At 30.2% G+C, this 14,526-nt stretch carries 15 protein-coding genes and 1 other annotated feature; of the genes, 2 read left to right on the top strand and 13 right to left on the bottom strand.

What is annotated here, in order from left to right:
- Positions 1 to 56 precede the first annotated feature (56 nt).
- The 10 genes from HNR33_RS02950 to HNR33_RS02905 form a co-directional block, all read right to left on the bottom strand.
- A complete protein-coding gene (locus HNR33_RS02950) occupies positions 57 to 620 on the bottom strand; it encodes a YdcF family protein (RefSeq protein ID WP_429079817.1) in 564 nt (187 codons plus the stop codon).
- Between the two features lie 175 nt (positions 621 to 795).
- Positions 796 to 1,665 carry an alpha/beta fold hydrolase gene (locus HNR33_RS02945; protein ID WP_429079814.1) on the bottom strand — a complete coding sequence of 290 codons (870 nt, stop codon included), beginning with the start codon at positions 1,663 to 1,665 and terminating at the stop codon, positions 796 to 798.
- 285 nt (positions 1,666 to 1,950) lie between these two features.
- Positions 1,951 to 2,403, bottom strand: a complete 453-nt coding sequence (locus tag HNR33_RS02940; protein WP_429079813.1) for an 8-oxo-dGTP diphosphatase — start codon at positions 2,401 to 2,403, stop codon at positions 1,951 to 1,953.
- A 626-nt stretch (positions 2,404 to 3,029) separates the two neighbouring features.
- Entirely contained in the window at positions 3,030 to 3,554 is a 525-nt protein-coding gene (locus HNR33_RS02935) for a dihydrofolate reductase family protein (RefSeq protein WP_429079812.1), read from the bottom strand.
- Positions 3,555 to 3,692: 138 nt separating this feature from the next.
- Positions 3,693 to 4,688 (bottom strand): tryptophan--tRNA ligase, encoded by a 996-nt coding sequence (gene trpS, locus HNR33_RS02930; RefSeq protein ID WP_429079810.1) that lies wholly within the window; start codon positions 4,686 to 4,688, stop codon positions 3,693 to 3,695.
- Positions 4,689 to 5,459: 771 nt separating this feature from the next.
- The gene (locus HNR33_RS02925) at positions 5,460 to 5,804 is read right to left on the bottom strand and encodes a hypothetical protein (protein ID WP_429079808.1); all 345 of its coding nucleotides are present in this window, start codon (positions 5,802 to 5,804) and stop codon (positions 5,460 to 5,462) included.
- Positions 5,805 to 6,896: 1,092 nt separating this feature from the next.
- On the bottom strand, positions 6,897 to 8,417 hold the full coding sequence (lysS, locus tag HNR33_RS02920) for a lysine--tRNA ligase (RefSeq protein ID WP_429079807.1): 1,521 nt from the start codon (positions 8,415 to 8,417) through the stop codon (positions 6,897 to 6,899).
- Between the two features lie 87 nt (positions 8,418 to 8,504).
- Positions 8,505 to 8,765: a binding site (T-box leader), on the bottom strand.
- A 125-nt stretch (positions 8,766 to 8,890) separates the two neighbouring features.
- The gene (locus tag HNR33_RS02915) at positions 8,891 to 9,226 is read right to left on the bottom strand and encodes a hypothetical protein (RefSeq protein WP_429079804.1); all 336 of its coding nucleotides are present in this window, start codon (positions 9,224 to 9,226) and stop codon (positions 8,891 to 8,893) included.
- On the bottom strand, positions 9,198 to 9,560 hold the full coding sequence (locus tag HNR33_RS02910) for a class I SAM-dependent methyltransferase (protein ID WP_429079802.1): 363 nt from the start codon (positions 9,558 to 9,560) through the stop codon (positions 9,198 to 9,200). The genes HNR33_RS02915 and HNR33_RS02910 overlap by 29 nt, the downstream gene beginning before the upstream one ends.
- 333 nt (positions 9,561 to 9,893) lie before the next feature.
- Positions 9,894 to 10,676 (bottom strand): SagB/ThcOx family dehydrogenase, encoded by a 783-nt coding sequence (locus HNR33_RS02905; RefSeq protein ID WP_429079799.1) that lies wholly within the window; start codon positions 10,674 to 10,676, stop codon positions 9,894 to 9,896.
- Between the two features lie 468 nt (positions 10,677 to 11,144).
- On the opposite strand from HNR33_RS02905, the gene HNR33_RS02900 reads away from it, so the two are divergent.
- Both HNR33_RS02900 and HNR33_RS02895 read left to right on the top strand, forming a co-directional pair.
- On the top strand, positions 11,145 to 11,660 hold the full coding sequence (locus tag HNR33_RS02900) for a GNAT family N-acetyltransferase (RefSeq protein ID WP_429079796.1): 516 nt from the start codon (positions 11,145 to 11,147) through the stop codon (positions 11,658 to 11,660).
- 609 nt (positions 11,661 to 12,269) lie between these two features.
- Complete coding sequence (locus tag HNR33_RS02895; protein WP_429079794.1) at positions 12,270 to 12,812, top strand: CBO0543 family protein; 543 nt, start codon at positions 12,270 to 12,272, stop codon at positions 12,810 to 12,812.
- A 73-nt stretch (positions 12,813 to 12,885) separates the two neighbouring features.
- Here HNR33_RS02895 and HNR33_RS02890 read toward each other — a convergent pair whose 3' ends face one another.
- The 3 genes from HNR33_RS02890 to HNR33_RS02880 all read right to left on the bottom strand — a co-directional run bounded on the left by HNR33_RS02890 (position 12,886) and on the right by HNR33_RS02880 (position 14,207).
- Positions 12,886 to 13,245, bottom strand: coding sequence for an ester cyclase (locus tag HNR33_RS02890; protein WP_429079792.1), 360 nt, complete (start codon positions 13,243 to 13,245; stop codon positions 12,886 to 12,888).
- Positions 13,246 to 13,270: 25 nt separating this feature from the next.
- Positions 13,271 to 13,636 (bottom strand): VOC family protein, encoded by a 366-nt coding sequence (locus tag HNR33_RS02885; protein ID WP_429079790.1) that lies wholly within the window; start codon positions 13,634 to 13,636, stop codon positions 13,271 to 13,273.
- Positions 13,637 to 13,817: 181 nt separating this feature from the next.
- Positions 13,818 to 14,207 (bottom strand): hypothetical protein, encoded by a 390-nt coding sequence (locus HNR33_RS02880; protein WP_429079787.1) that lies wholly within the window; start codon positions 14,205 to 14,207, stop codon positions 13,818 to 13,820.
- Positions 14,208 to 14,526 lie beyond the last annotated feature (319 nt).

The raw sequence follows: 14,526 nt of genomic DNA, 5'->3' as shown, positions 1-14,526 counted from the left end.
GTAAAATTATGCTTTACCTTATTCTTAAAATAAACTTATCTCTCTATATATGAGCTCTATTCTTTTTCAAACTTTTTAATAAAAGGTTCAAAGTACTTACCAATTTTTACAACTTCACTCATAACAATCTTTGTCTTCTCTTCGTCTAGAAACCAATTATCTTTTCTGATTTCTCTTTTGTCAGGTACATACGCAACACAAAATTCTATATCATTTGGAAATACTGATTGATATGTTAATAGTGCACGTCTTGAATGATATGCTTTGCAAACCAAGATAGCTTTTTTTACAGGCAGTTTATTTTCTTTTATTAGTTTCCATGAAAATCTAGCATTTTCAAAAGTATGTTTTGCCTGATCTTCTTTTAGTATTTTTTCTTCTGGAATACCTAATTTTACTCCTATTGATTTTAAAAATTCCCATTCTGAATTATATTCCGGTAATTTAGGATTATATGAACCACTTGGTAATATATATGGTGCCAGCCCTTGCTTATATAATTCTACTGCCTTTTCCATTAATTGCGGATGGCTTCCTCCTGGCACTAAAATTATATCTGCAACTTGTATTTCTGTTTTAACAAAAATTAATTCACTTATACAATCAAATGGGTACCTCATTTCTTTAACCTCGCTTTACTTACTTTTTTATACAAACATTTTTCATGAAAGATATTTAAAAACTTAATTAAACTTGACTTAGTTTTTGGAATGTGTGGTGGTCAGCCCAAAGTTTAATCTTTATCAACATGAGCGACCATGTAGAGTTAGATAACCCACAGGCTAAACAGCCTCGTTAAATCAATGATTTTAAGCAATCAATTACTACATCTGGTCTATCTATATATATAAGATGATCACTATATGAGGCGATCGTAAATCTACTATTACTTGATAATAATGATAGTTCTTCTTGCAACTCACGCCACTTATTTTCGTGCTTAATTGCTTCTTCTTCAGGCATCCCATTTTTTACCCAGTTTTTAACAGCAAACATCTTATCACGAGCAATTACTCTTAGTGGAATATTAGGAAATGCAGGCATACTCTTAATATCTTCTCCATCATGTACCCAATTAGCAAATTCATCAGATACTGTCTTATAAAATTCTGGATTGCCAAAAAATTCGACAACATCCTGCAATTCTTCATTTGTCATATGCTTCTCATATTTTGAAATTATATCTGTATTTCCATTTATAAGCTCTTTTTTTGACTTCAGCAATAGGCCTTTACATAAGTCAATCATCTTATCTATTGAACATTTGGAGTTTATTACTGAAGTATCAAGATTGTCTAATTGCTCTAAATTATATGAAGTAGAATCTAATAAAACTACAGCTTCAATTTCATTGGGATACATTTTCACATATTGCTGCACACACAAGCCACCGAATGAGTGCCCCATTAAAATATACTTTCCTTTAATTCCAATTTTTCTGAGTAGCATATTTAATTCAGTGGCAATATTTCTCGTAGTTCTAGAGTGTCTTGGAGGATCGCTCTTACCATATCCTAGTCTATGATAAACAATAACTGTAAAATAATCCTTTATATCTTCAATGATTGGATACCAATCATAAAATGAATTACCTATGCCTGTCTCAATAATAAGTGTTGAATTCCCGTTACCAATAATTTTATATTCAAAATTTCTGTCATTCATTCTTATCTCCCCTATCTACGTATTAATGATCTATCAATAATCTAGATGAATGTTTCATCCTATATATCCGTATATAATATGTCAAAATAACCTTTATTTTACATAGTTATATTGTTAAGTCACAATACAATAATGCTGTGCCTTAGTTTGATTACTAACAGATCATAATAGAGAATATCTGTTCTGATAACAGTTTTTTGCTAATGTAGTTTTTCCAATAGTAACTATTCCTATAGTAAATATCATTATCATTTCACTTCTTCCAATTATATAAATTTTATTTACTTATAGAAGTTTTTTCTTCCAATTATTTTGTTCTTTGTAGTAATAGAATTCACTGACGTTATCAGATTCAAAAACAACAAACATTTCTAAAAAATCATTAGCAAGCTGATATTGTTTCAACTCCTCTTTTTTTATCCAAAATACATCTCCTTCTTTTGAAGATTTTAAAGTTCCCTTATATTGATCAGTTTTAAAAAATAAAACGACATACCGTTCACCTTGCTTTGTCTGAAATTGTTTTATTCCACATAAAATAGGATTATCAATAACAAGTCCAGTTTCCTCAAAAACCTCACGTTTAACAGACTCGACAAAAGATTCACCATTTTCAACATGACCGCCAGGGAATGTAACTCCTGGCCAATCAGGATTGCGTCTGTCTTCTACTAGAATATACTCATCACTATATATCATGCACATATTTGTAAATATAGCCTGTTCTTTTCGACTCACTTCATATCTCTCCTCCATATATTTCATCAATTTCAGCTATTTATGTATACATAAATGGCATATGCCCTCACGCACTTAACTACGCCCCTACTTGAAGCTATTTCACATCACAAAATACATAGTTTCTTTACTACATATTTTTATAATATTCGAATTCTTTTACATTACCTTTTTAATCACTGACCCATATCAAATTGAGTTTTGCACAACGCTTCTTATTTTCAATTCTCCTGAGTCGCTGATTGGAAAAAACTATTTGTTCTCAAAATATTCTAGTTATTTATTGTTTTTTCCTTCTTTTTTGCAGAAAAGTTGTTGACATTTATAAAGAGCAATCTGATGTTTAGATTGTTCTTTGACGACTTAATCCCCAAATTTATGTAAAAAATTAAGTTCTGCTTAATTAAAGTAACCTAGTTTATTGATTTTCTTATAAAGAATAGGTGTAGTAATTACTTTTCATCACATAGTTCTATTTCGTTTTTTAATTCAGACAATCCAATTTCGTTTATATATGCAACAGTCATAGATAGTGAATTATCACTGAAATGTTCATCCCATTTAGGACAAAAAAATCCTGATCAATTTGCTCAGTAAGATTTAAGGAGCATTTTTTTAGCAAGAATTTAACGTTTTTTATAATGCAGAATTGTAACTCCATTATCAATATAGTATTCTTTAAGCTTTAATTTTATAGTAGGATTGTTTCCCAAAAATAATGGTCTACCTTTTCCTAAGATAGCTGGGATAATACCTATAATAAATTCATCAATTACGTCTGCTTTGATAAAGCTATCTATAAGAATGCCACCACCAAATAAGAAAATGTCTTTACCTTCTTTTTTCTTCTCATCAAGAATAACTTTGCAAATATCATCATTAATAAAGTTAATGTTTTCATGATCATCCAGAGACTTAGAGGTAGCAACAAATACAGTTTTTTCTTTAAACTCCTTATGAAATTTTTGGTCATAGCAGTTTTTCCCCATAACAACCGTATCAATTCTCTCTAAAAAATTATCATAATCCCATTGCTTTTCAGTATTAAGTTTGTTATTTCCATCACCGACAATCCAATCAAAACCACCATTTTCATCAGCAATAAAACCATCAATACTCATTGCCAAATTCATTATAATTTTTCTACTCACCATAGAATCTCCTTTTAGTTAACTAATACCATATTGATATAATTACTATTACTTGATATTAATTACATTATAATTTATAATAATTGACATCCTATTCAAATAACCTCCTGTTTATTATCTGAAGCTAAATACATAGTATCACAACGATATTCTCATAGTACTTTTTAAGTGCTCCATTTTTTTATTTCCAATTTCATTTGCCTTTTTACTTCCCTCAATAATAATGTCTTTTACCTTGTTCTTGTTTTGCTCATAATAGCACCTTTTTTCACGAATTGGCTCAAGTAAACTATTTATTTGTTTAGTTAAAAGTTTTTTACATACGACACATCCAATTTGGGCATTACGACACATATCGCATATGTTATTATATTCGTTATTATTAAACACTTTTTGATAAAAACTAACCATACATATATCAGGATTTCCTTTATCTGATACTGTGATTCTGTTTGTATCGGTTATAGCAGACTTAATTTTTGTTGCTACTGTGTTTTCATCGTCAGAGAGATATATTGCATTGCCAAGACTTTTTCCCATTTTATCATTTCCATCTAGTCCTACAAGACGAGGAGTTTCACTTAAAAGTGCTTGTGGCACTTTTATTATTGTTTCGCCTTTTCCGTAAAGTTCGTTAAACCGTCTTACGATTTTTCTTGCTTGTTCAATATGTGGAAGCTGGTCGTTACCAACAGGAACTAAATCAGCATCACAGAATGTAATATCTGCAGTTTGGCTGACAGGATATCCTAAAAAGCCATAACTTAAATCATTATAACCATATTGTTTTGCTTCTGTTTTGATCGTTGGGTTGTGCCGCAAAGAATTAACAGAAACAAGCATTGAATAAAAAACAGTAAGTTCTGCTATTGCTGTAATTTGTGATTGTTGAACAAAGATTACTTTATTTGGATCAAGTCCAACAGACAAATTATCAATTGCCACTTGATATATGCTGTCATTAATCAGATCTGGATTACTAAGATGTGTTGTCAGTGCTTGCACATCAGCAAGTAAGATAAAAGTTTCATACTCGTCTTGTAATCGTACACGATTTTGTAAGCTGCCTACAAAATGTCCTAAATGAAGTTTACCCGTGGTTCTGTCACCAGTTAAAATTCTTTTTTTCTCCATACTAAAAATCCTTTCTATCTGTTTTTTGACAACCAAACATCATTGATAAAATCAGCTACTCTATAAAATAAAAACTTCTGTTCCCAAAAGGAACAGAAGTAAAATTCTGCAAGCCACCTAAATGGTTATCACATGCCAGCACATGCTCTCATCATAACGGCTAGAGTTTCCGTCAACGCCTACTAATATTTCGGGTTGCCCTCATAAGTCCATTCGTCACAACTTGAAATGCTACCATCACACCATCGGTAACTCTCTGATATTTCGATATTATAACTACTACTCTTAATCAATGGTTTAGTGTTCAATTTATACAATTTATAATAGCACTTCCAAAATTATCTTTCAAGTAATTTATAATAGTAACGTGATGTTCTTTTATGTAAAGTAAAAATTTTATCTCTTATAAAATGCTAGAAAGCAGGCAAAAACAGTTATTCTTTTCACCCGATTTTTACTCATGTCTTACTCTCGAACCACTATATATTATGGTTTAAGTGTGTTATTTATCATTCTGACTACAATGCTTCATCAGAATCACACACTCAACGTGTGCAATATAATAATCAATACAACTAAAAAGATATTATTTATGATACATTTCAGTAAAAAATTTAATACTGTATATTTTATTTTCCTTGTTTAATTATTCATTATAAAATTATATTAATATAAGCTAAAACAGTAATAAATATGTCCACATCTAATAATTAATATCCTTTTAAAGTTAACAGATAATCTTACCTATATTATCCTATGAATACCAAGAATTTACTTGCCGGTCACACTATCAGATGAATCTTGTTTTTTTTCTATTTTAGATATAGCTTTTTCTAATATAGTTTCATAGGACTTCATAGCTGTTAAGCTTAATAATATAGCATTAAGTATACCAGTTGCTATTATCTCTACCGTAATTAATCCATCAATAATTATTGGCAAAAATACAACTAATAGTGCAAAAAATAGAGTTACATACTTAGTAGGGATATTTATCTTTATTTTTGCAAATACCCAGTCAACAGCTTCTTTAAAGAATTCCGTAAGTATTACTGTTACTGATACTGCAACAAGAAACACCCTAAGCATATCAATAGTTAAAAAATCGTTAAGCATCATAAATCCTCCCCTTCACATAGTCTATCTAATACATCTCTCGTAATAATGTTATCTGGATCAACAAGTCTATTTTCATATTTATCCAAATAATCTTTGGCTATACCTTTTTCTTACAAACTATTTATATTTTTAGCATACCAGACATTATTAGGAACGTCTATAAAGTGTTTACATTTTTTCTTTATTCTTTTATTACTTTAGCCTTAGCAATACTTTTATAGTTAACAGCTACTGGTGTTCCGCTATTCTACTATATATCATTAAAATGTTCTATAATCATATAGTGTCTTTTCATGTTTTGTTAAATGAAAAACTAAATTTTAGTTTGGTATATATACTTCTGGAAATTTTAAAGCATCATATACATTTGGTATTGATGTTATCATTTAGTAGAATGGAATATTTTCTTTCACTAGACCATCTGACTATATATTTCTATCTCATTTTTCATGATGTAATCATACTACATCACTTGTATGTATACATGAGGCTAAAGATACAATACTATGATGAGTGTTCTACAATATTATTTATGCTCATCCTGAACCTCCGCAAGAGGAAAACTTATCATATATGTTCATCAAAAATGTAATTTACAATTTATATAGAAGACATAAAAAAATAGATTCTTGTAGTAAATATAGAATGTATAAAGTAAGGAGGTAAAGTTGTGAAAAGAAAAATATACGAACCTACAGAGAAACGCAATACCGCTTACAATATAAACATACATATGAAGATCCCTTGTTAGGAAACCCATATCAATTACCCACCGATAGAGAAAAAATATGTGAAGTATATCAAGTTAATTTTTATGAAACTTATGCTTGCAAGAATTGCTGGAAAACAGTTGGTAACTCTAGAATAATATTAGGTTCTACGATACATAGTGGCTGTAATCAGAGCGGTCTTCTTCAGTAATTACATTATCTAGTATAAAAAGTGCACCTTCAAAAATTAGATTGGTGTCAATTTTTTGTGAAAGCAGTTCATAGCTGGTGGTTTCCTTTATATAATTTGCAGCAAAAATGTTACAGTTATAATATTTAACTGTAACATTTTATTAATAAAGTGACTTTTAAGGTATTATTATCTTTTCATTAAAGGAAAAGCTATGACATCCTTTATTGAATGTGCTCCAGTTAGAAACATAATCATCCTATCTATTCCTATACCAAGTCCTCCAGCAGGAGGCATTCCTATGTCAACTGCTAAAGCAAATTCTTCATCCATGGGACTTGCTGTTTCTAGTCCTCCCCTTAGCTGATTAGCCTGTTCATGCAGCAATACTCTTTGTCTTATTGGATCATTTAGCTCTGAGTATGCATTTCCTAATTCTACACCATATGCATAGGGTTCAAATCTTTCTATTAATTCCCCGTTATTTCTGTGTATCTTACATAAAGGTGAAGTTTCAACTGGAAAATCTATTACAAAGGTTGGCTGTATAAGATGTTTTTCACAACAGTTCTCAAACAAATCTACAATTAATTCTCCCTTTGAAGCTTCTTCAATGTTCAGCGCATTAATCAGGTCGTCTGATAACACACCTTTCAGAATAATATCTCCAACTATTCTTTCTCTTGATAAATTCTCAACATCTATCCCTGTTTCATCCTTTACTAAATCACACATTCTTGCTCTTTTCCAGGGAGCTTTGAAATCTATTTCAATACCATCATATACAATTTTTGTTGTTCCATTTACTTGGTTAAAAACATATTCATAAAAGTTTTCCATCAGTTCCATCATATCAGTATAGTCAGCATATGCCATATAGCATTCAAAAAGAGTGAATTCTGGATAGTGAGTTCTATCAATACCTTCATTTCTAAACGATCTTCCGATAGTATATACTCTCTCTATTCCTCCTATCATAAGTCTTTTTAAATATAGCTCTGGTGACACATTCATAAAAGCATCAATACCTAAAGCATTTACATGACTTTTGAATGGCTTTGCTTCCCCACCACCATATTTTGTATCAAGAATTGGAGTTTCTACCTCAATAAAATTTCTTGAGTTCATAAATGACCTGATAGCCATCATTGCTCTAGAACGATTAATAAACCTCTCTCTTACTCCTGTATTCATAATCATATCTAGAGTACGATGCCTTTGTCGTAAGTCTGCATCTTGAATGCCATGATATTTTTCAGGCAAAGGTCTTATTGATTTTGACAGTATGGAAAAATCTGTTGATTTTATAGTTATCTCACCTGTCTTTGTTTTAAAAACTGTTCCTTCTACGCCAATTATATCTCCGATATCTAATAGTTTTAGTAGTTCATACTTTTCTTCACCTATTGAGTTTTTACTAAGATATACTTGAATATCTCCTTCTTGATCTAGTATGTTCAAGAAAGTTATCTTTCCCATCTTTCTAAATAACATTATTCTTCCTGCAATAGCAAACTGTTGCTCTTCCAATATATTATTAAAATTATCTATAATATCTTTAGAGTGTGTTACACTACCATAATTATATGGATAGGGATTAATCCCCATATCGATTAAATCATTTACTTTTTTTACACGCTCAATCACATGATTATTAGTATCACTCATTATTTGTTGTATGTTCTCAGTATTTTCGTAATTTCTATACATGTCTTTTACCTCCTAAATATATTTTTACTATCCTATGTCTACCCAATTTCAAACAATAAAAAAACTCTCACCCCCAAGACTAATTGTCTTAGGGACGAGAGTCATTTGACTTCGCGGTACCACCCTAGTTTACTAATATGTCACCATATTAGTCTCTTTAAGTACGGCTGTAAAAAGCTTATACTCTATCTCTATAACGGGAGCTCCCGTCACACCATCACTCCAAAATAATATCCAGTGTGAAACTCAGAGTCTTTTTTTCAACAAGCATCTTTATACTCCTTCTCAGCAATGGGAGCTCTCTGTAATAATAGATTACTTATTTACTCTTCTCTTCATAGTCTTTATGTATTGCGAAAATTCTATCATGGATGGGTTAATCTGTCAACTATCAAAAGATACAATTGTATCCATTTGGTATAATGTCACCTTTTTTCATTATCTTTCTCTCAAAAAATCTTAATTTCTACTATTTAATTTATTATACTGCATTTCAGATAGAAAATTTCTCTTTCTTTGCCAAAAGCCAGTTTTTTTGCCCACTTTGTGTCTAGATTTTTAAGCATATCATTGTTCCATAGATATGCATCTTCAATATTTATTCCATAAATACTGTATTGTTTCTTTAAGTATGTCTTAATAAAATCTATAGATAATACGGGTAGTTTTCTTACATCAATTTCATATTTTTCATACTTAGTACTGTAAGTGACACATATACTTAGCTCAGTCTTAACCTTAGAAATTTTCTTAAGGTTATATAATACAGCTTTATCTCCCTTAACAATCCCATCCCTTAACAATCCCATCCCTTAAACTACCCCAAGGTAAATTTATAGTTATTTTATCTGCTATACATATCATTTCATCTGGTAAATCTTCTACACTACTAACAACAAATAGTACATTTTCTAATCCACCCTTGGAAGCTTTCTTAATGGTCTTCATAGAATATTTACGCATATTGTCTACTGATGAATCTATACCTATACATAGTTCATCAGAATTTCGCTTTGCTCTTTTATAAATAAACTGTCCATCGCCAGTGCCAATATCAACAGCAACTGATTTATATTGTCTTGCAATGTTTTTAAACTCAGTTTTATTCATTTCTGTTATTTGATTACCTACTAGTATTTTCATCATAATCCCTCCGATTTCTTTTTTACTTCTTGTAAAAAAGAATCAAAGGTGGTCCTCTAGCAAAGATTGTTTTGCTAAATAGACTAATGAAAAAAACTAATAGTATTAGTAGTTATTATCTATTATATAGCATCAATCTATCAAGATAGATTTTAATCATCTCAATCATTCCTTTCTCAAATATACCATAATTATAAATAACTGGTTATACTATGTCAATCTATAGTTATACATTCTGCATTTATTTGTGATAATGTTATCTTGTTAGAAAAATATTATTATGAGATAAAAAAATATTATTATGAGATAAAAAAATAAGTAGAGTTCACCCTTTCACTCTACTTTCCCAACACCAGCAATATAAACAACATATTCATTTTCACCATCTATACGTAGTAATTCATCAAAAGCTTTTTGCACATAGCCTGCAATTGCACAAACGCCGCATCTGATACCCTCACAAGCTAGATATAAATTTTGACATACATGACCAATATCTAGCAGCATTAATTTGTGTGCTTCACAATGGTATCTCCATTCTCCACGATATGGAATGCACGCCCATAAGAATACAACAGGTGCTTTCCCTAGCCACTGAGCTTCGTCTTGATAATTTTCACCACCATATGCATAGATGAGTTTATCAGACAGATTATCATCAGAATGACAAAATGCAAGCTTATGCTCTAATGGCAAATAAATATAAATGCCTTTTTCCAACCCTGCTACATCATTAACCGCAAGATATGTCTCATATGAATGTCTGCCTCCAGCAGATGGGGCTGGTCGCAAGGTTATATAACCTGTTTTCTTATATGCTGGTATAATTTGCTGCACCCCTTGAGTTGACCATAACAGAAAGGACAGCTCCTGTAATGTAATTGGCTTATCTAAGTAATTACGTCTACTTCTACGATTATTAATGCAAGAGTATAAGTCATTGTATCTTATAATATTTCTATCTACTGCTGGAAGCTCAATGATTCTTAAATTGCTGTCAATTGTTTTCTCAACAGATGGCGGCAAAAGTCCACGTTCTTGATCAGAAACAAATTCACGCTCAGGAAGATCAAATCCGCTTTTCATAAAAGAACGATTATTGCTAAAAGAATTCATATCATATCCCCCTCGATTATATATTGCCTGATAAGCAGGTAATGACATTTAATTCAACATTCACTTACTAATTCCTTCTGCTATTGTGCATCCTTTCTAAAGCAACCCCATATATAGACTTATATGCATTTCTTCAATTGTATTAATTAAATAATATAAGATAGCGATAGATTGACAAAAAGTCAGACATTAAAAATTCAAACAAAATTAGGTAAAATTGTTGATGGATACAAAAATAATTTAAAAGATTCTTATAAAACTTTTCCATAACATACCAGTTAGTGAAATATACTTTGGTCATTTACATTTATTTGGCTTTAAAATGTTGATAGTTATTTTATGAAAAGCTAAGGGAATACTATGGAAAATAATAATATTAGGCTATTTATTTAGTATTGAATACAAATCAAAAATATTGTACTATTGTTCTGTATATCTAGGATTACTTATATTACAAGGAGTGAAAAAATGGATTACATTATTGAAAGCCAAAGACTTAAACTAAGAAAAATAACATCTGATGACTTCAATGAAATCAGAGATATATTGCAAGACGTAGAAGTAATGTATGCATGGGAGCATGCTTTTTCTGATGAAGAAGTAAGTAAATGGATTAGTAAAAATATTGAAAGATATGAAACCGATGGATTTGGTTATTTTGCAGCAGTTGAAAAAGAGACAAATCAACTGATAGGGGTAATAGGTCCGTTAATAGAGGAAATAGAGAATAGAAAATATATGGGTGTAGCATATATCTTAAACAAAAGTTATTGGAATAAAGGATACGCTGTAGAAGGTGTAAGAGCAAGTGTTGAATATGCTTTTAAAACTCTTAATGCAGATAAAATTATAGCACAAATCAGGCCTGAAAATTCAAGTTCACAAAAAGTAGCTGAGAAATTAGGAATGAAAATAGAAAGCGAATATATAAAGCATTATAAAGGAAAAGACATGCTACATTTAATTTACAGCTTAACAAAATAGTTTTCTATAAATATCCTTTAATTTAGTGTTACCTCGCCACATTTTTTCACAATAAACGTCAAGAATATTATTAGGTATGAGAGATAAATTTACAGTAGGTTATTTCATACTTCTATCGCATGTGCTATATTACCCTTTTGTTTGTCGATTCAACAAAATCCACCTACTTTCCTGGAGGATATAAATATTATATTATAGTCCATTGTTTCTCAGACAGAAATATTACAATTACAATTACAATTACAATTAGAAGTAATTATAAAATTATTTTTTTCAAAAAGTTATCTAGTCTTAATAATTATCGAAACTATTGTTCTATACTCCCTAGTGTTCTATCATTCTATTAATTAGAATTATATCTTAATTTTGGAAAATTGTATTATTAAAATTTTAGTATAGGCTATAATAGATTAATAATATCATTGTAACAAGATAGATGTGTCGGGCCGTATAAAACAAGTAAATTATCAATGGCTTCATTCTACCATTACATATAAATGTCCGACGTATGAGATACTTTTTTGTGCACCAAACCCATTGATAAAGCAGTTTTTATATATTACGTACATATATACAATAAACAAAATTTCTAAAATGTGGTGATTTAGAATGGATATTTTTGAAAGAATAATTGAACTACAGCAACAATTAACAAACTTAGAACATAAGTATTGGATGGATAATGTCTTATTTACTTTCAATTGGTGGATTCTTCTTTGTTTATTTATTATTCCGTGGCTGATTTGGTGGAAATTTGTGGATAAAAAAAGACTTCAAGAAATTTTATTATATGGTGTTATTATTATGATATTAAGTTCTATATTAGATGACCTTGGTGTGGCATCATTACTATGGGCATATCCATATCAGTTACTTCAAGTACTGGATCGATTAGATGCAATAGATATAACAGTACTACCTGTTATATATATGATTATCTATCAATATTTCACTAAATGGAAATCCTTTCTATTGGCTCACATACTATTAAGCTCCTTATTTGTATTTATTGCCGAACCTATGTTGGTATGGATGAACATTTATGTGCCTATATCATGGAAGATCATATATTCTTTTCCTATTTATATTATTATTGCCATTATTGTTAAGTGGTTTACAGATAAAATACATAAGATATCTAAGCATAGCTGATATATTGAAGAACTAATTAATAAAAGAATTCCATTTAATGAGTATGGTACGTATTGCTCATGTCGCTATATTCCTATAAGTCCACATAAGCTGACCATCGTTGTCTAATTTGACCTTTATCATTAAAAATCAGGATTATGTTCCCCATTTTATGAAACTTTTCTCCAGTTTCTTTATTTGTTCCATGCCAAACAATCCTTAAAGCAACCTTGTTGCCTTCTGTAATAACATCTTTCACTGTTACTTCTATATCTGGATATGTTCTTATAAAGTTGCTTACATATTCTTTCGGTTCTTTTGGCCCAGGTGAAGTACCTTCTGGTGCATCACTGTCTTTATAATCATCTGAAAGTAACTTATCACAAATAGATATATCTTTTTCATTAAGAAGTTTATTGAAATACTCTAATGCAATTGCTTTATAAGCATGCATTTTCTTACCCCCTTTAGCAGTACTACTATACATTTGTATGAAAATTAATAATGTTTCCATCTGGGTCTTTAAACCACACTGACCTAACACCCCACGGTTGCGTAGTAGGCAACTTAACAATTGTAACATTTTTTTTCTTCAATAGCTCATATTCAAAATCTACATCATTAACTTCAATCTCAATTACACAACTACTATATCCAGTTTTCGTCAAGCAGCTAGGTGCCATTTCTTTCATACTTTTTCTTGAAAAAATAGAGAGATTGGCATCTTTTGAAAATATCAACGCATAATTTTCATCTCCCTCAGCTTTTACCCTCAATACATTTTCGTAAAAGTCCTTCATAGCATTAACATTATCAGTAATTATACATGATCCGCTAAATTTCATTACATTACCTCCCTTTTAAATATATAAATTGTTTGTAATGCTTAGAAAACCCCTCTAATTTCATCAACATTTACTGGATTAAATATGCCTGAGATTAAAATCTCCCTATGGTCTATATAATTCTCCGTATACACTTTACCTCAGTATTTTCTGTATCCAGCTGTTTCACAATTTGTCAATTTTACTCATTGCTTTTTTTAATGTATTCATCGATAAGTTTAATATCATTGATGTCTTTTTCTCTTCCGAGCTCTGACTTTTGTTTTCTAATACTTTTTAAACTACCTACAGGTAATCCGTCTATGAGCTTTATTTCATCTACAAACCAGTTTTCGAGTACTTCTATTTTATCGTCTATCTCCACAATCCTTGAATTATCTTTTGCTAGTTTGTATTTGCAACCTTTTTTCAAAAAATGTTCAACTAGACTCGTAGTACCCCCTAAATCAATATCGTTTGTCCTCTCTTTGACTCCATGAATTACTAATCCTGCACCAGAAGTAATCCAATATTCACTTAAAGGTAAGTTCATTTTTTTAAGTATTTTAATAATATCTTCTTTGTATAGCATTCTACTATCCTCCCAAATAGTTGTAGCTTTCTTGCTTAAGCTATATATTGATTTTCATTTTAATACAGTGCATATATCTAAGCATAGCAGTAATGAAATTATAATTAGCTCTCTTTTTTTTCTTATAGTAATGTCTTATAGTTAGTAACTAATCTTTTTGTTCGTAATACTTCATTCATTAAATATTTAGAAATATCATCAAGATTGTTATGTTCGTACAACCTAGTCATTCTAGAAAAACAATTGATTATTTTCTGATAAAAAACATTCCAATATTTTTACTTCGTTTTCAACGTTTTCTTTGAGCGTTCCATTAAAA

Source organism: Brassicibacter mesophilus, assembly GCF_050433385.1.
In the GTDB taxonomy this organism is placed as follows: domain Bacteria; phylum Bacillota; class Clostridia; order Tissierellales; family Proteiniboraceae; genus Brassicibacter; species Brassicibacter mesophilus.
Note: the sequence above shows the minus strand (reverse complement) of the source record. Positions and strands in the feature narration are given on the sequence as shown.